Annotated in this window: 35 protein-coding genes; 34 read left to right on the top strand and 1 reads right to left on the bottom strand. The window is 47.8% G+C overall.

Annotated elements, in window-relative coordinates:
• The first annotated feature begins 80 nt into the window (after positions 1-80).
• The 33 genes from SC428_RS19000 to SC428_RS18840 all read left to right on the top strand — a co-directional run bounded on the left by SC428_RS19000 (position 81) and on the right by SC428_RS18840 (position 23,996).
• Positions 81-356 carry a hypothetical protein gene (locus tag SC428_RS19000; protein ID WP_162762210.1) on the top strand — a complete coding sequence of 92 codons (276 nt, stop codon included), beginning with the start codon at positions 81-83 and terminating at the stop codon, positions 354-356.
• Between the two features lie 248 nt (positions 357-604).
• Positions 605-1,126 (top strand): single-stranded DNA-binding protein, encoded by a 522-nt coding sequence (gene ssb / locus SC428_RS18995; protein WP_052219401.1) that lies wholly within the window; start codon positions 605-607, stop codon positions 1,124-1,126.
• Positions 1,127-1,193: 67 nt separating this feature from the next.
• Complete coding sequence (locus tag SC428_RS18990; RefSeq protein ID WP_042847355.1) at positions 1,194-1,544, top strand: hypothetical protein; 351 nt, start codon at positions 1,194-1,196, stop codon at positions 1,542-1,544.
• Between the two features lie 420 nt (positions 1,545-1,964).
• Complete coding sequence (locus SC428_RS18985) at positions 1,965-2,447, top strand: hypothetical protein (RefSeq protein ID WP_162762209.1); 483 nt, start codon at positions 1,965-1,967, stop codon at positions 2,445-2,447.
• 856 nt (positions 2,448-3,303) lie between these two features.
• Positions 3,304-3,729 (top strand): hypothetical protein, encoded by a 426-nt coding sequence (locus SC428_RS18980; protein ID WP_042847343.1) that lies wholly within the window; start codon positions 3,304-3,306, stop codon positions 3,727-3,729.
• Between the two features lie 106 nt (positions 3,730-3,835).
• Complete coding sequence (locus tag SC428_RS18975) at positions 3,836-4,357, top strand: hypothetical protein (RefSeq protein ID WP_042847341.1); 522 nt, start codon at positions 3,836-3,838, stop codon at positions 4,355-4,357.
• Between the two features lie 54 nt (positions 4,358-4,411).
• Entirely contained in the window at positions 4,412-4,873 is a 462-nt protein-coding gene (locus tag SC428_RS18970; protein ID WP_042847339.1) for a hypothetical protein, read from the top strand.
• Positions 4,870-5,202 carry a hypothetical protein gene (locus tag SC428_RS18965; protein WP_166267808.1) on the top strand — a complete coding sequence of 111 codons (333 nt, stop codon included), beginning with the start codon at positions 4,870-4,872 and terminating at the stop codon, positions 5,200-5,202. Before SC428_RS18970 ends, SC428_RS18965 begins: the two co-directional genes overlap by 4 nt.
• Before the next feature lie 148 nt (positions 5,203-5,350).
• The gene (locus SC428_RS18960; RefSeq protein WP_226617165.1) at positions 5,351-6,619 is read left to right on the top strand and encodes a DNA polymerase III subunit beta; all 1,269 of its coding nucleotides are present in this window, start codon (positions 5,351-5,353) and stop codon (positions 6,617-6,619) included.
• A gap of 226 nt (positions 6,620-6,845) precedes the next feature.
• Positions 6,846-7,487 (top strand): nucleoside triphosphate pyrophosphohydrolase family protein, encoded by a 642-nt coding sequence (locus SC428_RS18955; RefSeq protein WP_052219399.1) that lies wholly within the window; start codon positions 6,846-6,848, stop codon positions 7,485-7,487.
• A 54-nt stretch (positions 7,488-7,541) separates the two neighbouring features.
• Positions 7,542-8,363, top strand: coding sequence for a DNA adenine methylase (locus SC428_RS18950; RefSeq protein ID WP_166267806.1), 822 nt, complete (start codon positions 7,542-7,544; stop codon positions 8,361-8,363).
• Positions 8,364-8,602: 239 nt separating this feature from the next.
• On the top strand, positions 8,603-9,598 hold the full coding sequence (gene rdgC / locus SC428_RS18945) for a recombination-associated protein RdgC (RefSeq protein ID WP_042847513.1): 996 nt from the start codon (positions 8,603-8,605) through the stop codon (positions 9,596-9,598).
• A 242-nt stretch (positions 9,599-9,840) separates the two neighbouring features.
• Positions 9,841-10,161, top strand: coding sequence for a DUF1064 domain-containing protein (locus tag SC428_RS18940; RefSeq protein ID WP_052219416.1), 321 nt, complete (start codon positions 9,841-9,843; stop codon positions 10,159-10,161).
• Positions 10,158-10,526, top strand: coding sequence for a hypothetical protein (locus SC428_RS18935; RefSeq protein WP_042847335.1), 369 nt, complete (start codon positions 10,158-10,160; stop codon positions 10,524-10,526). The genes SC428_RS18940 and SC428_RS18935 overlap by 4 nt, the downstream gene beginning before the upstream one ends.
• Before the next feature lie 37 nt (positions 10,527-10,563).
• Positions 10,564-11,211, top strand: a complete 648-nt coding sequence (locus SC428_RS18930) for a DUF2726 domain-containing protein (RefSeq protein ID WP_052219397.1) — start codon at positions 10,564-10,566, stop codon at positions 11,209-11,211.
• A gap of 88 nt (positions 11,212-11,299) precedes the next feature.
• Positions 11,300-11,767: a hypothetical protein gene (locus SC428_RS18925; protein WP_042847333.1), complete on the top strand. Its 468-nt coding sequence runs from the start codon at positions 11,300-11,302 to the stop codon at positions 11,765-11,767.
• Positions 11,768-11,779: 12 nt separating this feature from the next.
• Positions 11,780-12,232: a hypothetical protein gene (locus tag SC428_RS18920; protein WP_042847331.1), complete on the top strand. Its 453-nt coding sequence runs from the start codon at positions 11,780-11,782 to the stop codon at positions 12,230-12,232.
• 72 nt (positions 12,233-12,304) lie between these two features.
• The gene (locus tag SC428_RS18915) at positions 12,305-12,913 is read left to right on the top strand and encodes a hypothetical protein (protein WP_042847330.1); all 609 of its coding nucleotides are present in this window, start codon (positions 12,305-12,307) and stop codon (positions 12,911-12,913) included.
• Between the two features lie 124 nt (positions 12,914-13,037).
• Positions 13,038-14,753 carry a DUF4942 domain-containing protein gene (locus SC428_RS18910; protein WP_052219395.1) on the top strand — a complete coding sequence of 572 codons (1,716 nt, stop codon included), beginning with the start codon at positions 13,038-13,040 and terminating at the stop codon, positions 14,751-14,753.
• Positions 14,754-14,803: 50 nt separating this feature from the next.
• Positions 14,804-15,685, top strand: a complete 882-nt coding sequence (locus tag SC428_RS18905; protein ID WP_042847328.1) for an AbaSI family restriction endonuclease — start codon at positions 14,804-14,806, stop codon at positions 15,683-15,685.
• Positions 15,686-15,837: 152 nt separating this feature from the next.
• Entirely contained in the window at positions 15,838-16,167 is a 330-nt protein-coding gene (locus SC428_RS18900; RefSeq protein ID WP_166267804.1) for a hypothetical protein, read from the top strand.
• 123 nt (positions 16,168-16,290) lie between these two features.
• Positions 16,291-16,653, top strand: coding sequence for a hypothetical protein (locus SC428_RS18895; protein WP_042847325.1), 363 nt, complete (start codon positions 16,291-16,293; stop codon positions 16,651-16,653).
• A 25-nt stretch (positions 16,654-16,678) separates the two neighbouring features.
• Positions 16,679-17,449 (top strand): hypothetical protein, encoded by a 771-nt coding sequence (locus SC428_RS18890; protein WP_042847323.1) that lies wholly within the window; start codon positions 16,679-16,681, stop codon positions 17,447-17,449.
• A gap of 8 nt (positions 17,450-17,457) precedes the next feature.
• A complete protein-coding gene (locus SC428_RS18885; RefSeq protein WP_042847321.1) occupies positions 17,458-17,877 on the top strand; it encodes a hypothetical protein in 420 nt (139 codons plus the stop codon).
• A gap of 32 nt (positions 17,878-17,909) precedes the next feature.
• A complete protein-coding gene (locus SC428_RS18880) occupies positions 17,910-18,392 on the top strand; it encodes a hypothetical protein (RefSeq protein WP_166267802.1) in 483 nt (160 codons plus the stop codon).
• Positions 18,389-18,952, top strand: coding sequence for a hypothetical protein (locus tag SC428_RS18875; RefSeq protein WP_042847318.1), 564 nt, complete (start codon positions 18,389-18,391; stop codon positions 18,950-18,952). The genes SC428_RS18880 and SC428_RS18875 overlap by 4 nt, the downstream gene beginning before the upstream one ends.
• Positions 18,952-19,275: a hypothetical protein gene (locus SC428_RS18870; RefSeq protein ID WP_042847315.1), complete on the top strand. Its 324-nt coding sequence runs from the start codon at positions 18,952-18,954 to the stop codon at positions 19,273-19,275. The genes SC428_RS18875 and SC428_RS18870 overlap by 1 nt, the downstream gene beginning before the upstream one ends.
• A gap of 71 nt (positions 19,276-19,346) precedes the next feature.
• A complete protein-coding gene (locus tag SC428_RS18865) occupies positions 19,347-19,625 on the top strand; it encodes a hypothetical protein (protein WP_226617167.1) in 279 nt (92 codons plus the stop codon).
• A gap of 182 nt (positions 19,626-19,807) precedes the next feature.
• On the top strand, positions 19,808-20,656 hold the full coding sequence (locus tag SC428_RS18860; protein WP_166267800.1) for a GNAT family N-acetyltransferase: 849 nt from the start codon (positions 19,808-19,810) through the stop codon (positions 20,654-20,656).
• Positions 20,657-20,686: 30 nt separating this feature from the next.
• Positions 20,687-22,120: an FAD-binding oxidoreductase gene (locus SC428_RS18855; RefSeq protein WP_072035188.1), complete on the top strand. Its 1,434-nt coding sequence runs from the start codon at positions 20,687-20,689 to the stop codon at positions 22,118-22,120.
• Between the two features lie 9 nt (positions 22,121-22,129).
• The gene (locus SC428_RS18850; protein ID WP_210790436.1) at positions 22,130-23,002 is read left to right on the top strand and encodes an acyl-CoA dehydrogenase family protein; all 873 of its coding nucleotides are present in this window, start codon (positions 22,130-22,132) and stop codon (positions 23,000-23,002) included.
• Positions 22,933-23,283 carry an acyl-CoA dehydrogenase family protein gene (locus SC428_RS18845; RefSeq protein WP_210790439.1) on the top strand — a complete coding sequence of 117 codons (351 nt, stop codon included), beginning with the start codon at positions 22,933-22,935 and terminating at the stop codon, positions 23,281-23,283. The genes SC428_RS18850 and SC428_RS18845 overlap by 70 nt, the downstream gene beginning before the upstream one ends.
• 44 nt (positions 23,284-23,327) lie before the next feature.
• A complete protein-coding gene (locus tag SC428_RS18840; RefSeq protein ID WP_042847309.1) occupies positions 23,328-23,996 on the top strand; it encodes a hypothetical protein in 669 nt (222 codons plus the stop codon).
• A gap of 14 nt (positions 23,997-24,010) precedes the next feature.
• Here the strand turns inward: SC428_RS18840 and SC428_RS18835 are convergent, their stop codons facing one another.
• Positions 24,011-24,703, bottom strand: a complete 693-nt coding sequence (locus SC428_RS18835) for a helix-turn-helix transcriptional regulator (RefSeq protein ID WP_042847308.1) — start codon at positions 24,701-24,703, stop codon at positions 24,011-24,013.
• 185 nt (positions 24,704-24,888) lie between these two features.
• Here SC428_RS18835 and SC428_RS18830 point away from each other — a divergent pair, with 185 nt between their 5' ends.
• Positions 24,889-25,599 (top strand): GntR family transcriptional regulator, encoded by a 711-nt coding sequence (locus SC428_RS18830; protein WP_196053751.1) that lies wholly within the window; start codon positions 24,889-24,891, stop codon positions 25,597-25,599.
• Positions 25,600-25,603 lie beyond the last annotated feature (4 nt).

The raw sequence follows: 25,603 nt of genomic DNA, 5'->3' as shown, positions 1-25,603 counted from the left end.
ACACCGCCAGTGCGGCTGAAATTTTAAGCCGCATCCCAAACCTTCATTATCTGGCAACACAAACCGCTGAGAAAGAACTCGTGTCGCTACGTGAGTTTGTCCTTAACGAATTGCCTCTGGGAACAGGGCACGGCTTTATCCGCATTGCTTACGGTGCCGAAGGTATCGGTAACGAAATCATTGATCTTCCGGCGAGCGGCGATGTCGATGAGCTGGTTGCAGCGCCTGGCGATACGCTACGATGGGTGGTGTACGGAGTCAGTGCTGACGGCGCTAAGCATGCGCTTATCTCTGCCATCGATATTCCTGATATTGCTCAAAAACATGCTGCGGAATTGGCATCACAACTCCTATAGCAATTGCGCCTCACCAGGGAATGCAATACAGTTAGCCAGCACCACTATTAAATATAAAAAAAGTGTTTTACCTCGTTAGACATAACGATCACCATGCCCGGCTTCCGGGCTTTTTTTATTTTCCTTTCCCTAAGAATGTTTCTGGAAAAGCACCCCATTTTGTCCCCCTTAAAGGTTTGTCATCTGACGCACATCCGTAAAATAAAGATGGTAATTCAGTCAACCATCAATACCAGAAGGATAGTCGTATGGCACAACGTGGTGTTAACAAAGTCATCATTGTCGGGAATCTCGGCCAAGATCCCGAACTCCGTGCAATGCAAAATGGTGGCTCTGTAGCCAATATTTCAATCGCAACATCTGAAACCTGGCGTGACAAGCAGACGGGTGAGCAACGAGAAAAAACAGAGTGGCATCGCGTTGTTTTCTTTGGAAAATTAGCCGATGTTGTTGGTGAGTACCTGCACAAAGGCTCGCAAATATATATCGAAGGACAACTTTCCACGCGTAAGTGGCAAGACCAAAGCGGCACGGATCGCTACACGACTGAGATCGTAGTCAATCCGGCTTCTGGTGGCACTATGCAAATGCTCGGTTCAGCCCCTGCCAGCGGGCAGCAACAGAACCAGCAAAACCCCCGCCAGGCAAATAATCAACCGAATAATGCACCTGGCGGCCAGCAAGGAGGATGGGGTGCTCCGCAACAAAATTCGCAACAGCACAGCCAAGGCGGTTGGGGTGCGCCAAATACCGACGACCCACCATTCTAACATCCACCATCGTTCCGTTATGCAGCCTTCCGGGCTGCATTACTGTTTCTATCTCTCGGAGTCTGACATGAACGAAATACAGGCATCACTGAATGCCATTCTCAACAACGGTAGTATCGGCCAGGCACTCAGTTACGCGGGGATTGCTGTGGCAGGCTTTGCTGTTGCGTCATTGCTGTTTCGTAGTGTGATGATGGTCATGCTGGGGGCGGTTGCTACATTCTATGTATTCTTCCTGAATACCCCTGAAGCGGCACTGGATAAGGCTACCGCAGCATCTTCCCAGCTGGTTACGCAAATGGCGCAGGCCAGTGAATGTGCGGCAGGCAAGATTGAGCATATCCGTAACATTGGTGTTGTGATCCGCAATGGTGACGTTTTAACCATTGCCGGAGATTGTGGATTGTTGCCGAGATAAGGTGTTTCGACAGCGGTTAAACCGGTGGTAGCATTCTTGTGTTACCACTTTTCACTCGCAGATATCACTGATTAAGAAATAAATTCTGCCGTAAATCAGAGAGGCTAAATTGAAAGCGTTCTTCAAAAAATTAATTTCATCGTTGTCTTGGGGAAACAAAAACAATAACACGATGGATGCCAAACAGCACCGCGATACCCTGTACCACATGCGACATGGCCGCGCGCCAGTGCATACGCATCCCGCTGATATGGAAAATCAGCATGATTGACCCAAAAACAACTAAAGCCCTGAATGAACTCGCGATGGGCGCTCAACACCATGAACATACCCTCCTGGCTGAAAATAGCCATTTAATGGAGGTTTTTATCTCGGATCCCCTGGAGAGAGGCTTTACCAAGTTCTTTTGGCGTCCCGAGTTTGGAAGCGACCGAACAAGAAGGGGAACGCTTCTTGGCTTGCGTGAGTGAGGCTTGGGCAACTCGGTATAACGCGAAAGCCCAAGAAACACTGTCAAAAAAAATCGCCGATAACAGTTCGACTGAGAATGACAACCTGTATCTGCTGACAATGTTCTATGCGCTACGCGGCCTGCTGGATAACCTGCTGCCGTTCATTGACTTACACAACTACCAACAATTTGAGCCAGAAGGCGCATTGGCACTTAACGAAATCGTTAATGGATTTGAGGCTGTCACCAATGGTGTTATCACCACTGAAAAGGTGAAGACTGACGTGTTTAGTGCTGGTGTTGAAAATGCCATCATGGCGCTGAATGAGCAAAAGCACATCCTTGCCAATAAAGGGCAAGATACCCGTGGCATTGAGCAATCCATAGGGATTATCAAAGCCTCACTACGTGGAGACAGATCGAATCCAATGCCAGGCCAACGTATCAATTAGCCCCTTGGGCGTAACAAGTGGAGAAATAACGTGAAAAACGGACAGTCTACGCACTCAATGACGACTAAAAAGCTACGCCGGAAGCTGTCCGGATACGGCCTTCGTGGTCAGTTTCTGAAACAACGGGTCCGCGATATCATCGCTGGGCCTCAATCTGGTAGTGGTGGTGATCGTGAATTTGCCTTCGGCTGGTCGCGTGACCAAATGGACAGACACATGCGGCGAGCGCTGATAGGGAAGGGCTACCGCGTGAAGTTTCAAGTCGATAATGCCGAGCGTGTAATTGATAAGCAAGCAGCTTTATTACCAGCTCGTCGTCGCAGTGTTATTTCCATTAGCCGTCGTTATTTAGGTTAGCCTTTGAACCGGCACGCCCTGTGCCGGTCTTCTTTTCCTCATTCGTCCTCGCGCCCTTTGCGGATAGTCTCTGCCAATTCAATGCCAATCTCGCTTAATGTGTACGCGACTTTTAGTGAGCGTGGGTCACGGTACTTGAGCAACAGCCTTCGCTCCACCAACGTTCTACAAGATATGCGCAAATTGGGGCGTTCTACCTCACGGGAACGGCCTTTGTTAAGGATCGAGAAGATGGCTGTGAAAGGAATTGGATTGCTGTTACGCGCCCTAATTTTAAGCAATACGTACATTACGTCTTGTTGTAACGATGAGTTCCGGTGTTGCGTGGTGTTTTCCATGTTTACGCCTAATCATATACGATATGAATAAGCTATCTTTAGCCTGGCTCCATGTCATCGTTTTTAGTCCTCGTTTTGTTGGCCTTTTCGGGCGAGTGGAAATCATGTCCGTAGTAGGATCGAGCTACCCGTCTGGGTGAACATTAACAAGGTGAAAAAACATGTTTAAACGTATCCGTGGCGTACCATTTCTGGCCGGAGCCATTGCCGCATTGTGTATGACCAGTGCCTTTGCTGAAATTCCTACCAATGCGAGTGGGCGACCTGTTGCCGGAAAATCAATGGCAGAATTCCAATCCTACAAAGCCAGCTGCCCTGAGTGCTTACAGGTTGCTCAGGACATTATTAAAATGCGCACCCAGCATTGTCAGCAAGCTGGTGATGTGGATCAGACTATCTTGCAGGACCCGATTTATCCCTACCTCAACGGCATCCGCGTCATGCTTGCCAATCGTGGGGGGTACAACAGCCCCATGTACACATCCGCACGCCAGGTATTCGAAGCCAACGTTAACTGTGAAAACAGCAGCGACTGGGTTGAACGCAGTCAGAAAGTTATCGAAAACACCTTTAGTGGCCCCAAGTAACCCAGCCAGATCATCAACCCGCTAAACCAGCGGGTTTTCTACGCAAAAATTTCGTGAGCCATATCACCCACGTTATGCTATCTCAAATTATCCAGAAGGACACACCATGAAAGACCCATGCTTATTGAACCTGCGGCAGTTGTTCATACAGGATCTGCAATCGCGCTTAAACATCAACCACGCCACGGCCGCTGAGCTAGTAGCCGCAGGCTTTGTCGATGATGATGATGACTCTGAACGTATCGACCTCAACGTGGAATGGAATGCCTGGGTCCGCTGCCACCATGCTCGCCTGAAACAACCGGCATCGCAATTGCTGACACCCGAAACGCATTCCGCTATCGCTACGATGCGTGCGTTGGCTGACGAATTTCGCGAGCACTTCGAAGAGCATGGCGAACATCACCATGCCGTCATCGCCCTGTATGACCGGGCAGACAGTGATTTTGGCTATGAGAATGTCACGCACCTAATTGCGGCGCTGGATCGTCTGGTGGAGCACATCAACCAACCCGTCGATTTATCTTCTGACAGGGTCTATACCGCACAGGTCGCGGGGGCAGTTGCCGCCTATCGTCAAACCGTTATCGCCGCATTAGATGCGGTGGGTAAACCTTGGTCAGCATAATGCTCGCGTAGGTGAGTGAACTTTTTTCAACATCAGCAACCGGAGTAATTCATCATGAACATGAAGTCGATTTTGAACCAAACACTTGAGACGCTGAAAGAGAAAGGGGTCTGTGCTGACAATCTGCGAAAAGTCACGGCCCCCTCAGAGCTCATCACACAGCTGATCTCAACGCTGGCTAACCTGTCCGGTGATTACAAAGGCAGCTATTCCCCGGCTCCTGACTATCAAGGTTTGTTGCGCCAATTTAATGCCCTCCAGCAACTGAACGTCTCATTCGGCAAGCAACTGACTTTCTACCGTGAAAAAGCCAAGCAAGACAGAGACAATCCGGCTGAACTCAAGCGACTTCAAGATGAAGTTAACTCTGAGCGTGGGGCTAACGAGCAGTTGACAGCTGAAAATGAGCGCCTTCGTGCTGAACGACTGGAAGCGGATGCGGAAACGGAAAGACTCAAGGCGTTGGTGCTGACGCTGGGAGGGAACCCAGAGGCATGGGAAAGGAATGCACTATGACCGTTAATTCAGCGGCTGATCTGGCAATTACATTGAACGTCAGTGAAGCCGAAGCAACTCAGTTTGCACTCACTACTTGCCATCTTATGTTACAGCAGCCTGAATTACTGGCCGGGGATATTCTGCATTTTGCACAGCACGGAGCCTGGCTGGAGAATACAGATAAGCCCCTGCTCAAAGGTGAACCCGATACAGAAAGTGTGTTGATGGGGATGCGCGTTCTGATCTACAAATTGGGTAAGCACGAAGGTCCTAACGGTAAAGCCCGCCAGATGTACGACATGATGCGGCGGCTCGGATATTTTACTATGGCGGATTGTCTGCGTTAACAGAAGGCGATGGGGTCAAGTGACCCCATTTATTTTGTGAAGCCATAATACTTCACTTATCCTAAATAATTCGCTGTTTTGCTATTCGTCACCAGTTTGGGTCGAGGTAGTCTAATTATGACTACTTACTAAATTATAGGGATCCGACATGACCACAACTCTGAATCAGCAAGCGGCACCAAAGAAGCGTACCTTCAAAGATCTGCCAGGCTTCGACATCTCTGCAAATGACATGCTGCGTATCATCGATGCGCCTTGCATGATCATTAAGCGTGGTAACGTTCAGTTCAAAGTATTGGAAATGTTGACCCTGACCCTGGTAGGGGACAACCTGAGCGCGCTCGGTGTTGATTACAATACCGGGCAAGTGATCTCCCGTGGAGTGGTCCATAAAGCCAACGGTGATATGGTGGCCTCTGTACCTGCAACCCATATCAGCACCTTGTTCCGTAACATGAAAGGTGAAGAAACCGTGAATGTACGATGCGACCAAGACCGAAATCGCCTCATCATTCGTACCGGCAAAAATGCTTACAACATTCCTCTGTGTATGGACACAATCCCGGTTGTAGACGAGTCCGATTTGACAGCCAAGTACAGCATCACTTTCCCTGCCAATATGCTGCATCGAACCTTGCAACGTGTCATGCACTCTGCGGGTAAGAATGACGTTCGCCATTACATGAATGGGGTTTTCCTGAGTCTGGATAAAAATACCTTCAACGCCGTCGCGACCGATGGGCACCGAATGTCTGTAATGACTCAAGACGTACTGTTTACGAACGAACCACAAGAAGAGATCGTGACACCAGTAGCCCCTGCATCTCTGTCTGGGACTTCTTCTGGGGTCATCCTGCCGATCGAAGTATGTCCTATCCTCATGAAGTTGCTGGGTGCAAACCAAGGAAATTTCCGTATTGACTACAGCGAAAGTTACCTGACCTTTAACCTGGGTGATGTCACCTTGGTCTCCAATCTGATTAATGGCAGCTATCCCGATTGGCATCGTGTTGCAGGTGTTGTTAAGCACAATACAGAGAAGTTCAGCATAAATGCCTTGGTGCTCCGTGACGCATTAAGCCGTGCGCTGCCGCTCATCAATGCAGGCGCAGTCAGTAAGAATGCGAACAGTACAGGCGTATTCGTTTTCAAAAGTAATGCGCTGATGATTAAGTCCCCTAATCAAAACCTGATCGAGTGCAAGGAAGTGCTGGATATCGAAAAAGTGGCAGGGGAGCAGGAAGACAAAATTGAAATCGGCATCAACTGCGAATACCTGCTTCGCGCACTGAATAGCTTGATCTCACATTCAGACGAAGAAACAGAAATAACTGTTGCCCTGAAAGACACGGTAACAGGGTTGGAAATCGGCTTCGGCGATGACTGCTGCGACATCATCATGCCAGTCAGATTCTAACAAGTCGCACTAACTGTTTGTTTTGTTAACCAAAAGCAATCGCACGTCAATCGTGCAAAGCTGCTGGCATTTCCCACTGAAAAACAACGACAAATTGACCGCCTTTTCGAAGGGAATGGGAAACGTCAACGGTTATGATGAGAGCACTTTCTCCCGCATGGGTAACATTTATTTTTCAAAAGTTACCTCTTGCTCCACCAGCAATAAAGAAACTTGAGGATTTTACGTGGAACTGAAGCAATACCATGAAGAAGCCCTTCGCACCGAATCGGTGATCCCTAACATCAGCGGCGTGAGTGTGCCTCACCTGTATCTGTTGTTGTCAGCGGCTCACTCACTGGGTGAAATGCTGGACCAGTTTAAAAAAGGTATTTTTTACCGTAAACCGATTGACATTAATCGCTTTAAAAAAGGCCTGGCCGACCTGCAAGACCTGATCGGCACGCTTTCGCCGGAGTCCATTTCCGCTGATGAGCTGCATGACGACACCAACACCATGATGATGACTGGTTTTGACGGCAAAGCACACAATATCGGCCTCGGTTCCCTGGGTGCAATCGACTCGCGCATTCTGCATGCCTCTCTGGGGGTGTTTACTGAATCCGCAGAAATCTGCAAAGCGCTGGTGAACACGATTGAAGGACAGTCGCTGGACCTGGTTAACCTGTCTGAAGAGTTCGGCGACCTGAACTGGTATAGCCTGGGTGTTTTCCCATCGGCCTCCGGTATCCATTATGGCCGTATTCTGGAAACCAATATCGTCAAGCTGGCCGTCCGTTATCCAGAGAAGTTTGAAGCGTTCCTGGCACACGATGAGAACCGTAATCTCGTCGAAGAGCGCAAAGCGTTGGTAAACGGCATCAAGTAAGCCTTATCCATTCATGTGGGCAACGTGGGGTTGCCCGCTTTCTATGGTGAAATAATGAATACAGTTCTGAAGTGGGTTGGGGGTAAGCAAGGCGTCATGGCTCAGCTGAAGTTGGCGCTGCCAAAGGGTGCCCGTCTGATCGAACCTTTCTGTGGTTCGGGTGCAGTGATGATGAATACCGCGTATTCAAACTACGTACTGGCTGACATCAACGCCGACGTAATCAACACTTACGACACCATCCGCAACGCTGCTGAAAGCGTTATTGCTGCACTGTCTGAACTCTATGCTACGTGCCGTACTCGCGAACACTACGATGCGATCCGTAAAGAATTTAACGAACGTACAGCTGAGCCAGTCCGTATGGCCGCGATGTTCATCTACATGAACCGCCACGGGTATCGTGGTCTGTGCCGGTACAACAAGCGTAAAGGGGAGTTTAACGTACCCTGGGGCGATTACCGCAAACCCTATCTGCCAGAGAAAGAAATCCGCTACATGGCTGACCGCCTTGCAAATGTGGATCTGCTTTGCGCAGGCTATGAAGAAACGCTGAAACTGGCCGGTGAAGGTGACGTGGTCTACTGTGACCCGCCTTATGTCAATCCGGGCAAATTTACAGGTTATCACGCAAGCGGATTCTCTGAAGCCCAACAACGCGAGCTGGTGGGCATTTTGAATACTCTGCCGGAGGAAGGGGTGCATGTGGTGGCTTCCAGCCATGATGCCGAGAACATCCGCGAGATGTATGCCGGATTCGCAGTTAAAGGGTTTTCTGCCCCACGCAGTGTTTATAACGGAACGGGGGAAGGGAAAAAGGCGAATGAAATTATCGCTATCCGTCGGGCTGTATCTTCCGGCAAGACCTCAGCATGACCGTGCCGGTGTTTGAAATTCCACCGCTCAAGGATCCTCTAACTGAGCGATTCTGCGATGAAATTGCCATCATTCACCGGTATGACCCTGCTGAAGCTAGTCGCCAATACCTTGAATTTATCAAAGACAACAATGTGGTGTATTGGGTGCAATTGGCTATTCGTGACCGCATCCAGTACCTGTCAAAACAAAAATCAAAGGGCAAGCCCCTTCTGATTAAAAATCATAGTGAGGGAGCTATGCCTCTTTTTCGTCCCAAAAGTGTCGTGGTGTACCGCATCACCCGCCAGATTGACTTCAGTAACATCACAGAACAACTGAAACCCTTCATGTTTCAGCCGTGCGGCCCGCAGGATATGGCGCGCACTGGTTGGGTCAGCCCGCTGGGTGAAGAGTACGAAGAGCTTACTCACCAGGCGAATGGCCTCATTCTGCTGACTCAGCGTAACGAGAGCAAAATCATTCCTCCGGCCACGGTAAAAGAGCTCGTGCGCCAGCGTGTGACCAAGCTGGAAAAAGAGCAAAATCGTCGTCTGAAACGCACAGAAATTTCAGCGCTGAACGACCTGGTGCTAGGGGAATTGCTACCCAAAGCACTGAGTAAATACGCCAACATGAACATGTGGATTGATCCCAAATCCCGGCTGATCATAGTGGATACCACCAGCTTTAAACGCGCTGAAGACGCGGCAGCGCTCCTGCGTAAAACACTGGGCACTCTGCCTATCATACCTTTCACGTTAGAAACTCCGGTTGAGCTGAAGCTGACCGAGTGGGTTCGCTCTTCCGAGCTGCCTCCAGGCCTGGCGTTGTGCGATGAAGCGACCCTGGAAGCTATTCTGGAAGACGGTGGCGTTGTGACGACAAAACGACAAGATCTGGTTTGCGATGAGATTGCTAACCACATCGAAGCTGGCAAGTTGGTCACTAAGCTGGCGATGAGCTGGATGGAGCAACTTAATTTCGTCATCAACGACAGCTTTGTCATCTCAAGGCTGAACTTTGCTGACGCCCTCATTGAGCAAAACGATGATATTGATCGTGAAGATGAAGTGCAGAGGTTTGATGCAGACTTCGTTTTGTTTACCGGAGTCATTATGGAGCTCCTTGATCAGTTAATTGCTGCGTTCGGCGGGGAAGCTAAGTCCTCAACTGAAGCTGACGGGGGTGACAAAGAGGAAGGCGATGAAAGTGGTGAGGCGGCCGATAACAGCGAGCTGGATGACGACGAATAACGTGTAACCATACCGGGTATGAATTAGGTAATCGAAACCGAAGGTAACGTCTAATGCTTCGTTGGACTGAAGAACAGCAACGCGAATACGAACAGAGAATGGGCCGGAGCGCGAGTTCAAAATCGGTACCAAAGAAAGACGTGCAGCCTGTAACGCCCATCCAGCAAAGCCTTGAGTCTGCACCCGCAGAGTTGACAGCAAAGCTACGGACCCAAGCGCTGGGGCGGTTGCGAACGGGCACAATGAATAAAACAGAAGCACGCTACGCCGAACATCTGAAATGGCGTATGCATGCTGGTGAAGTCGCCTGGTTCAAGTTCGAATCAATCAAACTGCGCCTTGCCGACAAAACAACGTATACAGCGGACTTTTTCGTCATGCTGACCTCGGGTGATCTGGAGGTGCATGAAGTGAAAGGGCATTGGGAAGAGGACGCGAGAGTCAAGATAAAGCTTGCAGCAGAACACTATCCCTTCCGTTTTCTGGCCGTGAAATGGCTCAAAGATGAGGGAGGTTGGAATTTTGAAGACTTCTCTCCGTGGTACAACAAGGAAAATCCATGAGCGTAACTGATAGCGTGGTAAAGCAATTTTTCGAAACCTGGTTCTTATCCACGGAGCGCAAGAAGCGCAATGACGATACTTGGCAACCGCCCGTCGAGGGGCAAATGGATCCCTCCATGTATCACGTTCGCAAGGATGCGGCCTATGAAGCGTGGTTTGCCCGCAGCGATTACCCGCTGTTGAGTGCCAAAGCCATGACTTTGCCGGAAGAGATGTATCGATATTTGCAGAATGTCCGCAAAGCGCGTGAAGCCGAAATTAATAAAGAGCGCCCGCCTGCGGTACTGCGGGACTTGGGCGTTTCTTCACTTAGGGACCTGGCTGACTACCTGATCCGCAACGACATTGCGGACAGGCCGGTATAACAGGAATTACTCACCAAGACAGGCACGGGGGTGCGTCATGTCTTTCAAGATGATTGGATTGGCCGTATTTATTGCAGGTGTATTAGGGTTGGCCTACTTACTGTTTTTTACCGGGAAGTCGGAAAAAAAACCGGGCGGCGAAAAGGGGAGCCGGAAGCCAACGCTCGACGAGTTGTTTCCCATTGATGCCGAAACGGGTGAGCGAATTTATCAAAGGGAAGATCACGAAGGCGTGATATCCAGTGATGACGAACTGACTCCGGCCATTTACGTTGGGTACAAACGCCATAAATTTATTCTCCCGCGCGATGCCAGCAATCTGTACTCTCGCCTGATTGAGATGTTTGCCGACCAATATGCGGTTGCACCACGCGTCAGAGTGACCGACATTATTCAGGCCGAAGAAAAGGATTTTGAGAGCCAAAGTCTGGACGTCAAAAGTGCCATGCAGTTTATGTCGCGAATGAACTTTAACTTTGTTCTAAGCGATGTGCATAGCGGCGAAATTGTACTGGTCATGCTGACTGAAGAGCGACTGGCCGAATCTGAGAACAGTGCATTTCTGATTGGCCTGCTCAGCCACCTGAATATCCCGCTCTACCGCTACGAGCGCCTGGCAGATATCAGCGATAACGATCTCGCGATAGATATATCGGAGACCATCTCCGACGGTCAATTCGAATAAACCAAATGAAAGCCCGACTTGTTCGGGCTTTGTCGATTCTGAACTACTGATATCATGTATTTGTGAGATCACTTAAAGGGGGCGTGGAATGTCTCAATCCTATAGATATTGGACAGGTAACCTGTATACCGGATCCACGGTATTCATTCAGCACCAGGACGGTCATCTTTCCAAAGGTGAGGTCGTTAATGTTGCCGAACAACGGTTCATTGTTGCTGGCATTTCCTCTCCCTTTGATAAATTCACAGCAACCAGCATAGAAGGCGTTGTTGCACTACCTGATGAGTATGATGTCCGCGAACGCTATAGCATTCAGCGGCAGCGGGATTATCTGACACACCTGGATATATCGGCGCTTTCTTCTCATCAGATCAAACATCTCTATGCAGGTTTGCATCTCGCAAAGCGTGCTGGCGGAGGTGTATTGCCTGGCATGCCGATCGTTGAAACCCCGGAAGGGATATGTAGATATATACAAGAATTAAACCTAAGCACCTTGAGTGAAATTCAAGTGATGTACATGTTGGCTGGCTTAAAAATTGCCACGAAAAGTTAAAAAGAGGTTTTTATGACTACTCCTGAGCGGCCTCCTAAAAGAGCTCCGCGCCGTAAAAAAAACACGCGCAAAAAGCAAAAACACTGGTCGTACACAATTACGTCAAGGGAGTTCCTGATTGCATTTCTTTTGGTCTTGCTTGTGGCCGGGCTTTCCGTGATTTATTACTTGCGTTCGACAACCTTGATCACCACCTGGGATGTTGGCACGGTCACGCAGCCTGTTGTTCGAGCCTCAAATGAAACGGGCACTGGTTTGAAGACTGATTTCCAGACCACAAAAGGCCAATTTACTGTTCAGCTACAGATCTTCCCCAATCCGGGTCTGCCGCTTGAATTGCGCCAGTACCATCGCGGGAATTTCAAACTTTGCTATTTGATGGGTGACTACGAATATCAGTCTGGAAATGCCCTGTGCTTTGACATCCCGACAAGTGATGGCCTAACCATGAGCAGCAAATTGTAGTACCTGGAAAATTCAGTCAGCGGCACAAGCCGAAGTAAAATCGGCATTACAACCATTCCTGAGGAAGTGAAAATGAGCCAGTCACTGATAGCGCAACGCATTCATACCCAATTACCACCGAACTCGGTTGAGGGAGCTATTCAGGCGCTTGAAAATGTAGCCTTGCGATCGGGCGCGGACGTGTTAACTGTGACCATAATGCGCAACACGACCTACGCGAAGTTGGAAGAATACAGCGATGTGTTATCTCTTTCGCCAGAGCGGATCCTTCAGTCACTGGAGGGTATTCGAGGTCATGATGCACCGGCTCAGTTCTATAACGAGCAGCGTCTGCCGGAAATTTGCGATGCTTATATCTGGCCGACCGCTGAAGACTTTCGCGAGGCCCTCATGGAAGGCGGCTCTACGCCGGTATTCCTTTGCCCGAACTGCAATCAAGAGTCCGATCATGAAAGTGAATGCACCGCGCTGATCACGAATAAACGTGGTATACGCGTAAAATGTGGCTGGATCTTAAACCCGACCTCAGATACTCTACGTAACAGTATAAAAATACTCATACAAGCAGAGTTTTTGAACAACCTCCAGCTCCATCATACGTTTCGCCCCAAAGGAGTCGCTCTCCCGACGCGGGTTTGTTTCGATGAGTTCGGTGAGGATGTTGAAGACGACGTGTGTTGAGAGATAATAAGTAGTACCTCATTTTAATAGATGCCTCGTTAGGACGAGGCTTTTTTTTTGACTTTTTCCCTTCGTCAGCGGTTAGTCCCACCGGATAATAATTCTATTTCCAGTGAGGTACCCCATGACAAGTTTAGCCATCTACGAACCCAACCCCGCCACTGAATTTCAGCCGATACTTCCTCTGTATCAAGCTATAGATGGTCATCATGCCGGTATAACCCCACACGAAGGGTTTCGTCTGTTCAACGCACTTACGCAACTACTCGCAGAATACCACGATGCACGTAGCGAAATTGACTCATTGCACCTCGTCGTTATGGGTAAACGTCATAGCCAGGCATTTCGTTATTTTACTGACGGATGTAACAACTCGATAGGGACAACATTGGCCGTTGATTGTCTGTTTGATCTCCAGCGAGCCACCTGCGCATTGGATGAGTCCTTCTGGCAAAAAGTATTGGATCTCACTGGTGTACGTAATTTTATGCCAACCGCCCGGAAAGACGAGTGGTACAACACGCTTAGGCAGTGGCGCAAAGCATCTCCAGATCGACTTGCCGCCCTACGGCCTGTTGCCTTCACAGAAGAGAATGTGCTCGCCACTGCAAAAAGCCTGACCACTGAGAAAAAAGATTATTTCGCAGAAATGGTCGAAGGCGTATTCAAAAAACTGTCAGTGTTTCACAAAACTAACAAGGCTCAAGGTTTTAGTCCGAAGATGGTGATCACCAATTGCCTGCCATGCCGCGACTATAAACGCGGTTATGACAATATGGATTACCTCAGCGATCTGCGTAAAATCATCGGCCTCATGCAAGGCCGTCCTGGCGCTGAAATCGTGAATAAGTGGGCGTTGGAGCAATCCCTCAGCAGTAACGTGGGAGAATGGATATCGGTAGACGGTGGCGCGCTGACCTGTAAAGGCTTCCTTAACGGCAATGTACATATTCAGGTCTCCGAGACTGTTTGCGATGACCTCAATACGGTACTGGCTTACCGTATGCCAGGCCTCATCCCTCAATTCAAAGAGAGAGGAAAAACCAACAAGGCACCTCGAAACACGCAATACACGGGCGATTTAATTGATTACCGGATTGCGTTCCCAACCTGCACAGAATTGGCTGAAATGGCCCGAAACAACCAACACAGTGCGAAGCAATATGGTGCGGCTCCATTTACTATCGTGATGCCCCGACCATACCAATACACCGACTTGGTAAAAAAGGAACTTGATAGTATCTTCCGTATCCTTGGCGCGGTGGAGGTAAAGCCTGAAGTCTACGAGTTTGAATTCTGGCCGATGGACGCGTTTAAAGCGATCGCAATCAGTGGTACCTTGCCCGACCAAAAAACACATCAGTTCTACCCTACAACGGGGGACCTCCAGAAAGCGGCTATGGACGAATGCGACCCGCGTGAGGGTGATACTTTACTTGAACCCAGCATCGGCTTTGGTGCGCTACTTCGCAATTTGCCAGAAGGTGTTAAGGTGATCGGGGTCGAGGCAAACAATGTCGCAGCCATGTGCTCTCGCTTGCGCTGGGATACCCACCAGCAAGATTTCCTCAGTACCACGGTAACGCAACTGGGCCTATTTGAGCGTGTGTTAATGAATCCTCCATACTCCGACAATCGTTGGAAATTGCACCTACAGCATGCGCAGCAGTTTGTTAAGAGTGAAGGGCGTATTGTGGTTATCTTACCTGGAAGCGCTACTGACGAAAGTATTCAGGCGTTGATAGATCGTGAGTGTGATGTACATCAGGTCGGCCAATATGAAAATGCCTTTGAAGGAACTGGAGTGCAAGTTAGACTATTTACTATTGATTTCCATTAATATTCTCGGCCGTTAATGGGATTTGCCATAACGGCCGCACTGGTAAACCTATGAGTAAAACCGACTACGTTCTCCGAGCATTATCAAAAATTTCACACAAGCGCTGGGAGCACTACATCATTAATAGAATCTTTCACAAGTTGGATGATCCGCAGCTTGAGTTCGTTTGCCAGCAGTGCATCCGTAAGGAAGGAGAATCTGGAAAGATTTACCTTGCTGATCTGCTTTTCCCTCAACTTAAGCTGTATCTTGAGATAGACGAAGCACACCATGACAGCGATGATGCAAAAAAGGCTGACGGTATTCGTCGGTTAGATATTTTGGAAGCGACCGGATTTATTGAAAAACGCATTCCGACCAATAACCTAACCCTGGATGCCATCAATCAACTCGTTGACGAATTTATCCAGTTCGTCAGGGATAGAAAAGCCCAGCTGGAAATGCAAGGTTTGTTCCTCTCCTGGGACTATGAAGAACGCTATACTGCTCAAAAACATATTGATGCAGGTTTCCTGGAGGCGGGACCTTACGCTGTATTCAGATATCATCGTGATGCTTTACAGTGCTTTGGCTATGGAGATAAAGGCCACCATCAATCAGGAGGCTGGCGATTACCCAAAGCCGCTGTAGAAGCAATAGGGTTGACCGGGGATGTGATGGTTTGGTTTCCACGTTTATACAAGGCAGGAGAATGGGATAATTCACTTTCCATTAATGGCGATCTGATAAGGGAAGAAAGCCTTAATCCTGAGCGTAACTATAAGGAAACATGGTGTTACCGCATCGTAATGGCTCATTCGCGCGATGAACTGAATCGAACGCTATATCGATTTCTGGGGGTTTTCACCCAAGACGAGTCTGAATCAACTGAAGGCGTTAATGTTTTCAAGCGGGTAGATACACGCGTGAAGGTTTTTTCAGGGCAAAAATAGCACCGCGTTTTGTCGCCCATTTTACTTCGTCACAGGTTCACCTCATCTTAAAATGACGTCACACATAGGCAGGCATGTGGGTTCCAATGCCTGCCTTTTTTTATCTGCTGTTCATTTTTCTTCAGGACAATAGCGTGACTCAGTTTGTAAATTTGCGTGGAAAGCGACTGGCTTTCTCAGCCAATGAATCAACTTGCATTCCTCCTGGTGCTTCAGGCCTTATCTACCCGCAAGGGGCAGGGTTTATCATCACCGATGAGCAGGGGGCTGAAAGACTCTTCATCGAACATGACAAAGCCACAGGTATCTCCTGGTTCTTGAAAGTTGGCCGTCGTGGCGTTCGTCGCTGGTTTGAGCCGACTAACGATGAAACGCTCTATCATTTTGGGTTAGATGTTCTCGACTATAGCGCCTCGATCATTCTTGCCGGTCGTGTCCACCAGCAGTGTAAAAAGTACCTATCAATGACAGCCTCGAAATAAATCATCCTCCATTCTGCGTTGAAATTCTGAAAGAAAAGGAGGTCATTTCGATCTCCTTTGCATTCTTTGTCAGCAGTAGTTGCATGAGACAATTAACCCATTCGAAACCATTTAGGAAGAGTCATGGGTAACTTTAAATATTGGTTAAAGCTGGTGGTATACCGCTTCACATTGAGCAACGAAGATCTGGCCCAGTGCCTGGCTGACCGTCAGAGCATGGACGAGTTTCGCCGTAAAGCCTCGGATGTGAAGCAGCGTATGAAACTGCATGAACTCGCCGGGGGGCGTTGCAATGAAGATGGTGGGGAGGGAGTCCCGTTAACATTCCAGGGCGTTACTCTTAAGGCCTATCGTCCTGCCGAACGGACCGCCTTGCTCTCAACAACCTCTAACTCCAACGTTGTTGACCTCAATACCCGCCGAAAGCGCCGTGACCTCACCAATGTTATTTCCCACGCTTCGCCTCAAAAGCGTTGCGGCCAATAACCAACCTTCAAATAAGGGATGTCCAATGTCCAAAATGCGACACGCGAAAGTTAGCACCCGTTCGATCAAATCCATTTTCACCGAAACGTGTAAATCCTTTTTGAGCCCTTACGGTTTGCTCATGTTGATAGTCCCGACCTTTATCGGCGGAGGATTGCTTTCTTTGCTAATGCAGCGGCTTTCTATGGCCGATATCGGCTTTTTTATCCTCCAACCTGTTTTCATCACCTCGCTGGTGATGATGACCCTGACACAACAGAAAATCACGGGCAAAAGACTGCCATTTAAAAATCACATTCGGAACCTGATTGTGACTTTGTTTACTGGCCTTATTGCCACACTCTTGCTGGTATTTGTGCTTTGGTGCCTCAGCCTCTACATGCCGACAGCCAGCGCTGCCGCAAGTAATGCTCAAGTACCAGTACCGTTATCAACCCCTCCAGCCGTTCAGTCCCAGGGGTTCTTTTCATTGTTCCCAGTCTACTTCAACATGTACAGTCTGGTGACGTTCACGACCTTGCTCGTCCTGCCAATGATGATCATGTTCGTGGGGGCTGTAGTGTGTTGTGAAGGGGCGTTGTTCAGCAACTTCAAGGCCGTCGTCTTGGCCGTGTTCCGCAATGTCAGCATCATGATTGCCACTTCCATGCTATCCCTTGCCATGTTCGCACTGTGGTCGTACACGTCACTTAATAGTGACTGGCTGGTTTACACTGCGATCGTGCCCATTGCGCTAATCACTGCGGCTATCCATCGCATTGCCGTGCTGGCTTTACCCGTCGAAATGAAACCGTGAGGTTAACAATGAAAAGTTCTATCGCTATATTCATCGCGGTGCTCTCTCTGGGGTCTATTCCGGCTCAATCTGCACCTTTGCCGAAAGAATCCATAGGCGAAATTGCAGGCTCGCATGGCGCTGTACTCGCCGCAATCGCACAGTGCCGAGCCTACATTGAAAGCCCCAGTTCGCGCGGCAAAGAAATTGCCCGACAAATGCAGCGGGCGTTATCTAAAGCGCTAGGTGCTGAACAGGATTCTGATGAAAGGGCGCAGGCAATGACCGACTATATGCAGGAAACCGTTGAGAAATACACCGGCCAGCTAAAAACTCAGTTCGATGAGATCGGCGCAAGTTCAGATTTTCGTCGCGAGAAATGCGAGCAACTGATTGCCGGGAGCATTGCGCGTGCTGAACAAATAGACATCAAGCACGGGGTTAAATGATGATGTATGTGCTGATCGCGGCTGTCCTGATCTTGGTCCGTTTACTGTATGTTCAGGACAATAAAAACCGCGATTATCAATGGAAAATCACCAATGAAATGATAGTTAAGAGTGACGCTCTTAGTATCGTGATATCACCACATCACATTGGTGCGATGCCTGTATTGATCAGGGCATTGGTGAGAAGCCTTGAACACAACCGTGCTGCGGCCACGGCTTATCTACAACTTAATATTCCAATCAGCCCTGAAGCCAATGTCGCCGCATGTGAACTTCGATACGCGCAGGCCAGCGCTAAGCAAGCCCTATGTCGTGTCATCCTGTTGCTTACTGAATTGGAGAGGAAAGGGCAAATAGTTCGTCGGCTGGTGGACGATTTTCGAGCAACGGATTTGGATGCCGATGATGTCTTTACCGCTTTGGATGAACGCTACCCCTCTGATGAGCAACACACACCATTCATGCGTTTAAGCGATGTAATCCCAGGGCACTGGAACATAGGCGGTCAGCAATGAATAAGTTTCGCATTACCCATACATACGCCACCCGAAAAGATGATTTTTACGCAATAGAAACCATGATGAACTTGCACCAGGTGGATCTGGCTGTTGCTTACCTTCAGTTCATGCACTTCAACCTGCCGACCTTCAATTTCCTCAATGACGGGTTATGTGAATTGGATGTCATCGTGTTAATGCACCGTATATACGGCGCAAATATCATTACTGACCGCACTGCAATCAAGGCAGAGGTTGATCTCTATGTGAACTGGGAACATCAGTTAAGTCGCATTCATAAGACACTTCCTGAGTTACACGAGATAGCAAGGCCCGGCGTAAATGAAGGTATCCTGTTCCACCTGTGGGAAATGGGTAATCGGATCTTGCCGATGCTTAAGCAAACCAACCAGGCCTTGTACGATGAAGCCCTTCTTCAACTGCCACGTATTGATAGAGTGCTCAAAGGAACCTCTGTTGACCCCGCATGGGGCTGGGAATCTTTCGATGGCGAACGATGTGATGGTAATCTATATACCAAGCAGTCAACCCCTGACTTCCTTGTGAGGCTTTTTTGATGAATCGCCTAAGTGAGTTACCAAAAGGCGCTTTTTGGCCGCACTTGCTTGATGCTATTCGGCGCGATGTCTATGCCCAATTTGGTGGTGTTCTGGCCGTCCGGCAAGATGAAGTCAAGCGCGGCGTATCAACACCAGAGCTGGCTGCTACGCTGTTGAACGAGTACGCTTCCGGCCTTTGTATGTCTCTCGACATTGTCGGTGTGGAGCACGATTTACCACGAATGATGGCCGAGGCGGTCCGCAGTATCGACCCTAACTTCATGCTCAACACTACTCGCCGCTGGAAAGGTGCATCGATTATTTATACGGAACAGAAATGAACATTAAAAAATTGTTTGCCGTTAAAAAACCTTGCGCAAATTGTCCGTTCAGAACGACGGGAGGGATCCCGTTGACAGAGGGCCGTCTGGATGACATTAAGCGCACATTGCTTTCTTCTGATCAGGAGGTTTTTTTCTGCCACAAGACAACCTACCAGGGCGGTGCTGAAGACAGAGAGGAAGGGCAGTATCAGTCTTCAGGCCGTGAATCCTATTGTATGGGAGCAATGGCTTGGCTGTATGCAAATAACCAATTAAATCTTACAACCCGATTAGGTCTCCTTCTAGGCAACGTTGCCATTGACGAACTGGAAGTCGCCACAAAGGTCATTAATACCACTGCCCCATAAAAACTACCCTGTTGTGTAGGTTAAACCTGTAAGAATTGGCTATATGCTTTGAGCGTCCTAGCCAAAACAACCATCTCACAGGTTTAACGATGAATTTCTTACATCATGCATCTTCCGCACCGCTATGTAACAGCACTCAGCACGTCTTAGATAAACTAAACATGCATCACAGGGTTGTTCAAATGAGCGATTCCGATGGTGTAATGTCTCTATTCAGTGAACATCCCATTTCTAACAATGTCATCTATCACTCCCTGGGGGAGTGCTCAGACCCAGAGGCTGCATTTTTAAAACTCACGACTCAATTTCTTGAGCTTGAGCAGGCAGGAAAAACTGTTCTGAGCCTAATTCACTCAGACAATCTACCAGCAGTAGCCGCAGCGCTGAATGCCGGACTCAGTCCCAGTGGATTGATAGCGTTTAAAGATCCCAGGGGCGCTGATATCGATATTGTTGAACTGCATTATTCCAGCGCTAAATCTGGTCACGAATCCTTCACTCCATTCCCGCAAGAAGGCCTTACCGATGGCGTGGTAACGCTACGCATTTCAGCCCGACCCGATGGGCATCGTATGTTCCAAGACCACTACGACTCTGTCACTCGTTTTTGGTCTATCTATCCTGACATCCCATTCTCTCAGTTTGATAAAGACTGCCGTCTGGCAGGCCTATATTGGCTACTGGGGGAAAAAATGATGCTGTCTATTTTCGAAAATGAGACACAAGAATTAATTGGTCGGATCAGCCTTCGGCCTGTAGTGCCACCCAAGGTTGGTGATGTTGGCTACGGCGTTTTTTCAGGGTTCAGAGGAAAGGGGTATGCATCTCAGGCCCTGAAATTGCTTTCTGAGTGGCTGATGACTGATGGAGGATTTAATCGCCTTGAATTAGGAGTTAAACCCGAAAATGTGGCCTCCAAAAAAGTCGCGCTCAAGGCAGGCTATGTACATGAAGGAGTCAGTAAACACAGACTAATTAATCAAGATGGCACTTTCAGTGACCAACTAAGTTACGTCAAAACCAAACTCTGAAACACCAACCTTTCAACATAAGAGAATACCATGAAAGAAGATTTCCTTAGCTATATTGCATCGCGTGTAGATGGTGAGTGCGTTGTCAGGGCAAAACGGCTACCAGATAACGTCAGTGCTTTTCGACGTAGAAAAATTAAAGGCATTTTACGTCCAAACTCACTCATAGACCTCCAGCAAATAGTGATAGGTGCAAGTGAGTTTCCTAACACCCGGCTGCATCCTGTCAGCATTGGGTACAACTGGGGCCTGGGCTCTAGGGAGGATGTTGCGGACGGTAGCTACCTTGTTGAGTTACAAAAATTAAATGCAGTACGGAAAATTGATACAGACCAAGGCTGGGCAATTATTGAGCCTGGCGTGACCCAAGGCGAACTGTCTGAGCTGTTAATCGGCACCCAAAAAATGTTGAACATTACAGCATCTTCCGCTCACTCCAGCTTCCTCGGCAATGCCTTGGACAGAGGGGTGGGACTTCGTCATCAACGAACTGAAGACCTTGTCGGCATTGAAGTCCTGTTGCCGACGGGAAAAATCATCCGTGTTGGCTGGTGGCCCGGAAGTGTTGAAACGCCTATATACCCGCATGGTGTAGGCCCCTCATTAGTGCAGTTTTTTACGCAATCTAGTTTTGGTGTTGTTACGGCAGGGGTAATAAAACTACATACCCGCCCTGAAAGTACACATGTAGTCCGATTTAACTTCAGCCGAAAGTTGCTTTCACCAGCAATACAAACATTGAAGAAATGGGTGGCTAACGGCCTGAGTAGCGGCGTATTGAAGATCTATGACACCACGGCCAACTCAACCTATGGCGGTAGTGACGGATTATATACCGTTCACTTGTGTGTGGACGGTCTATCTGACGATGTCTCGCAACGAATCGGTTTGATTAAAAAATTGTGCGAATCTTCGCAGGTATTTACAAATGTGACATCGAATTCGGTAACTGAAGGTAATTATCCTGGGCCTGATGTGATCGCTAATTTGGTTGAAGCTGCCCATGTTGGCGATTCATCCCTAAATGACACTCTGCTTAGAAAAACGCTGGGAGCTAGACACGACAAAGTTGATACAGGTGGCACTGGCTGGATCTTTTTCCTTCCGTTGATTCCTTTCACTGCTGATGCGCTGGAAATGGCCTATCAGCTAATTGATGAAGTTCACAACGAAACCGGAGTTCTTTGCGGGGCTACGATCAACGCCCTTAGTGGTGATGTCATAGACCTGGTTGTCTCAATCGCTTTTAAGAAAAGCGAAAAAGAGTCGGCAGATTCATTGACCGCTTTAAGTAAATTACATGAAAAATTTACGGCGCAAGGATTTATCCCTTACCGGCTAGGTGTTGAACATGCCAAGTGGGCGGATCCAATTACTCCTGGTGTGGGTGAAAGAAGCTTTGTTCGTGAATTAAAGCAATTCATTGACCCCAATAACATTATCAGTAATGACAGATATTTATAGGTGATCGCAATGCACGCAATCTCATTCGAATCATTGTTACTTAATGCAAAAAAGCTGGCAAAGGAAGTTTCAGCTGAAGGTGGTGTACTTGAAGAACAGCGCCGACTACCTCCCCATATTGTTAACAAACTCAGGGAGATTGGCGTATTCAGGATGAATTTCCCATTAGGATGGGGAGGGCTGGAATTAACCTCACCTCAGCAAACCCAGGTTATCGAGCAACTGGCTATTGGTGATGCTGCTGTGGCTTGGTGTGCAATGATCGGCAGTGACTCAGGTATTTACTCAGGCTTTATAGATGAGCCTGTGGCGCGTGATATGTTCACCGTTGACTCGATTACGGCAGGCTGGATACATCCTCAAGGTAAAGCAGAGATAGTGCCTGGTGGATATCGTGTTTCCGGCCGCTGGCGGTTTGGCAGTGGCTTAAGTCATTGCGATATACTCAGCGCAGGGTGTTTCGTTTATCAGGATGGTAATCAGGTCGTTGATCGCCACGGAGCGCCAATTTGGCGGGTTATGATGGCAAAACCTGATGAGTACGAATTACACGATAACTGGCACACGACTGGTCTTGCCGGAAGTGGAAGTCGTGATTATGGTGCCAATAACATGTTCGTTCCCTACGAGCACAGTTTTAGTTTCAATGAGCCTTATCGCAAAGGGCCTTTACACGATGTTCCTGATGCTATCCTGCGCAACATGGCAGGAATACCACTCGGGATGGCGCGTGCTGCTCTGGACTATGCGATCAGCCTTGCTGAGCACAAATACGACCGCTCACTGTCGGTTTCGTGGAAAAAAGTCCACGAGTGCAGGCGGTTCTTGCACGGTGTGAAATTGAGCTCTATAGCGCACGATGTGCCGTTTATTCATCACTGAATGAGCAATGGGATGGCCTTGTAGGTAAAGAGCCGCTGAGCAACGCTCACCGCATTACAGTTGCCCTGGCAAGGCAACAAGCATTCAAGGTTTCCCGTCAAATCATCTCAACCATTTATGACTTGGTGGGCGGTGCTTCGATATATAAAAACGAAACACCGATGGATAAATGGTTGCGCGACAGTTACACCATGAATCAGCACGCTGTTGCCAGTGAGTCTATTGTTCAGCAGTGTGGACAATTTCTACTAAACAACCATTCAAACAACCTGTTCATTTGATGTTTATTGGCTGGGTCATCCCCAGCCTTTAACGTGAGGCAAAAATGGTAACGGCAACTGTATCAAGCATGAGAGCTCTAAACTCTTACATCTATCGTGTAGTGATTCGACTTGAATCTGAACTAAATTATCAGCCCGGTCAATATGTTCAGGTTATTCTAAATTGCGGCCGATCTGGGTATTTTTCGATAGCTTCTCCCGAAAACTCAGGTGAGGTGATCGAGTTACATATCGCCGACACAAGGAAGCATGATAGTTTTCTCAAAAAACTAAAGGTCGGTGATGACGTTGTTGTTGCCGGGCCTATGGGGAACGCCTGGCTTCGTTCAGACAGCGGTAGGCCTGTCATCGTTCTGGCCTTTGGTTCTGGTTATTCTTATGCTCGCTCTATTTTACTCACTGAAGCAAATAAAGATTCGGAACGAAAGATAAGTTTTTACTGGGGTGTTCAGAATGAAAATGATTTTTATGAAAGAGATATTCTGGAGTCTCTACCTACGCGATTTACAGTGAATTTTCACCTGTTGAATCAAGCGCCAGGCTTCCCGGACATTATGAGTGCTTTGCTTGTGAAGTTATCAAATGCACATGCTTGCCTGGTGGATTACGATGTGTATTTGGTTGGTAAGCGGGATTACTGCTTGTTTGTTAGGGGCGAGATTTGTGAAAAACTCAGCGCGCTGCCCGAGCGGGTGTATGGTGACTCTTTCTGAAGCTATTTCTCCACTTAAAAATAGCCAGAAGTCTTTTTTAACGTAGTTATGGCTTGTCTCATATTGCTAGAATTCAATTTGGTTAGGATATTCTTAACGTGAAATTTTATAGTGTTCTCAGAAATTGATAGAGTCTGAGCGATCTCTTTGTAGGTTTTTCCATGTCCGGACAGTTGCAGCACCTGTAGTTCCCTGCTGCTAAGGATGTGTTGTTCTATTTCAGCCACTTCATTTTTTTTGGTTAACATCATCTCATGTAGGGTTATGATTTTTCTATATATATTATCATTTATTGGATGATGAGGTCGCTGGAGTTCGCTGGATGAATTGTCATTCCAAACACTAAAGGCCACTACGTTATCCATGTGGTCATGCAAAGGTATTGTGTATCCATTCAGTACACCAGGAATGGCATGGTCGGATATCTGAATATTTCTGACATCCTGATATGGTTTGCTACCAGCATCAGCCCAGTGAAAAGGCTGTATACTTTTTTTAGCACATGTCATGATAGGGTCTATGTGATGATATGATAGTTTTTCGTATCTAACCTGCCAGTGTGGTGGAAAGTTCGAGACGATTACGGAACCACCTTTTTTGCTTTTAGGCTGGACCGCATAGGAGAAGCCTTTGCATCCTAGCGCATCTGAAACCTTCAAAATTTGTTCAATAATATCAACGTCATCCAAGCTAAATAACCGTTTCACCGTAACCTCAGAGTACACAGCTATGACTACTCTTAGGATACCCGTCGTTCATTCAAAAATCATCATGATCTATGATAATGAAAGAATTCGTTACTTCTGAAAATTGATTTTTTTAGAATATTCAATTCTAATAAAATGTTCCTAAAAATATTTTGTTAGGTTAAAGTTCCGCGAGAATTTCAATTATGAATAAAAATAAATTTCAACTATGTGACATTTCAGACCAGATCCTATTGTCATTAAATGCAAAACCTCCGCGTAGAATCAGTCTAACCCAACAAGTTGAAAATCGTCTAAAATGCGCCTTAATTCTGGGGTTTCTTGCTCCAGGCCAAAAGATGATCACCAAGGAAATTGCAGAATCTTTAAACATGAGCATTACTCCTGTAAGAGAAGCACTGGTAAGGCTTTCTTCGTATGGAGCGTTACATGTTTCACCTTCCCACGCTTTTTTGGTTCCGGATATTCATCCTGATCGACTTATTGAATTGATGGGCATACGGAAGATGCTAGAACTACCCGCCATCACTCGTTCAATAAATATCATGTCTGACGAAGCGCTTAATTCACTGGTGGAATTGACGCTCGAACTCGAAGCGGCACACTTGTCGGGGGACATTAAAACCGCCGTTCAATTGCATTGGGCGTTGAGACTGCGGATGTTTACGCTTTCTGATTCCCCTGAGCTTATGGCGTTGATTACACAGCTTTGGGTAAGTGTGGGGCCTAGCTTCCACTTCCTCTATGAAACAACTTCCTTAGAGGAATGGCCTAAATATTATTATCCTTTGCGCGATGCTCTTATCAACAGAAATGCAGATCTTATAATTAAGATATTTACGAACTCCATCGACAGTGGTATGAAATTGTATATGGATATTCACGGGGAAGGTTGAGGTG

Source organism: Providencia sp. 2023EL-00965, assembly GCF_033550225.1.
GTDB classification, from domain to species: Bacteria; Pseudomonadota; Gammaproteobacteria; order Enterobacterales; family Enterobacteriaceae; genus Providencia; species Providencia manganoxydans.
This window is presented reverse-complemented; position numbering and strand designations above follow the sequence as displayed.

Excerpts from the sequence above, each read along its gene's own strand:
- SC428_RS18875 (WP_042847318.1), top strand. The coding sequence starts at position 18,389 with ATGAATAAGTTTCGCATTACCCATACATACGCCACCCGAAAAGATGAT.
- SC428_RS18850 (WP_210790436.1), top strand. The coding sequence starts at position 22,130 with ATGCACGCAATCTCATTCGAATCATTGTTACTTAATGCAAAAAAGCTG.
- SC428_RS18990 (WP_042847355.1), top strand. The coding sequence starts at position 1,194 with ATGAACGAAATACAGGCATCACTGAATGCCATTCTCAACAACGGTAGT.
- SC428_RS18935 (WP_042847335.1), top strand. The coding sequence starts at position 10,158 with ATGAGCGTAACTGATAGCGTGGTAAAGCAATTTTTCGAAACCTGGTTC.
- SC428_RS18915 (WP_042847330.1), top strand. The coding sequence starts at position 12,305 with ATGAGCCAGTCACTGATAGCGCAACGCATTCATACCCAATTACCACCG.
- SC428_RS18840 (WP_042847309.1), top strand. The coding sequence starts at position 23,328 with ATGGTAACGGCAACTGTATCAAGCATGAGAGCTCTAAACTCTTACATC.
- SC428_RS18910 (WP_052219395.1), top strand. The coding sequence starts at position 13,038 with ATGACAAGTTTAGCCATCTACGAACCCAACCCCGCCACTGAATTTCAG.
- SC428_RS18860 (WP_166267800.1), top strand. The coding sequence starts at position 19,808 with ATGAGCGATTCCGATGGTGTAATGTCTCTATTCAGTGAACATCCCATT.
- SC428_RS18870 (WP_042847315.1), top strand. The coding sequence starts at position 18,952 with ATGAATCGCCTAAGTGAGTTACCAAAAGGCGCTTTTTGGCCGCACTTG.
- rdgC (WP_042847513.1), top strand. The coding sequence starts at position 8,603 with ATGCCTCTTTTTCGTCCCAAAAGTGTCGTGGTGTACCGCATCACCCGC.
- SC428_RS18920 (WP_042847331.1), top strand. The coding sequence starts at position 11,780 with ATGACTACTCCTGAGCGGCCTCCTAAAAGAGCTCCGCGCCGTAAAAAA.
- SC428_RS18895 (WP_042847325.1), top strand. The coding sequence starts at position 16,291 with ATGGGTAACTTTAAATATTGGTTAAAGCTGGTGGTATACCGCTTCACA.
- SC428_RS18940 (WP_052219416.1), top strand. The coding sequence starts at position 9,841 with ATGAATAAAACAGAAGCACGCTACGCCGAACATCTGAAATGGCGTATG.
- SC428_RS18980 (WP_042847343.1), top strand. The coding sequence starts at position 3,304 with ATGTTTAAACGTATCCGTGGCGTACCATTTCTGGCCGGAGCCATTGCC.
- SC428_RS18975 (WP_042847341.1), top strand. The coding sequence starts at position 3,836 with ATGAAAGACCCATGCTTATTGAACCTGCGGCAGTTGTTCATACAGGAT.
- SC428_RS18925 (WP_042847333.1), top strand. The coding sequence starts at position 11,300 with ATGTCTCAATCCTATAGATATTGGACAGGTAACCTGTATACCGGATCC.
- SC428_RS18960 (WP_226617165.1), top strand. The coding sequence starts at position 5,351 with ATGACCACAACTCTGAATCAGCAAGCGGCACCAAAGAAGCGTACCTTC.
- SC428_RS18830 (WP_196053751.1), top strand. The coding sequence starts at position 24,889 with ATGAATAAAAATAAATTTCAACTATGTGACATTTCAGACCAGATCCTA.
- SC428_RS18970 (WP_042847339.1), top strand. The coding sequence starts at position 4,412 with ATGAACATGAAGTCGATTTTGAACCAAACACTTGAGACGCTGAAAGAG.
- SC428_RS18950 (WP_166267806.1), top strand. The coding sequence starts at position 7,542 with ATGAATACAGTTCTGAAGTGGGTTGGGGGTAAGCAAGGCGTCATGGCT.
- SC428_RS18930 (WP_052219397.1), top strand. The coding sequence starts at position 10,564 with ATGTCTTTCAAGATGATTGGATTGGCCGTATTTATTGCAGGTGTATTA.
- SC428_RS18905 (WP_042847328.1), top strand. The coding sequence starts at position 14,804 with ATGAGTAAAACCGACTACGTTCTCCGAGCATTATCAAAAATTTCACAC.
- SC428_RS18890 (WP_042847323.1), top strand. The coding sequence starts at position 16,679 with ATGTCCAAAATGCGACACGCGAAAGTTAGCACCCGTTCGATCAAATCC.
- SC428_RS18885 (WP_042847321.1), top strand. The coding sequence starts at position 17,458 with ATGAAAAGTTCTATCGCTATATTCATCGCGGTGCTCTCTCTGGGGTCT.
- ssb (WP_052219401.1), top strand. The coding sequence starts at position 605 with ATGGCACAACGTGGTGTTAACAAAGTCATCATTGTCGGGAATCTCGGC.
- SC428_RS18965 (WP_166267808.1), top strand. The coding sequence starts at position 4,870 with ATGACCGTTAATTCAGCGGCTGATCTGGCAATTACATTGAACGTCAGT.
- SC428_RS18855 (WP_072035188.1), top strand. The coding sequence starts at position 20,687 with ATGAAAGAAGATTTCCTTAGCTATATTGCATCGCGTGTAGATGGTGAG.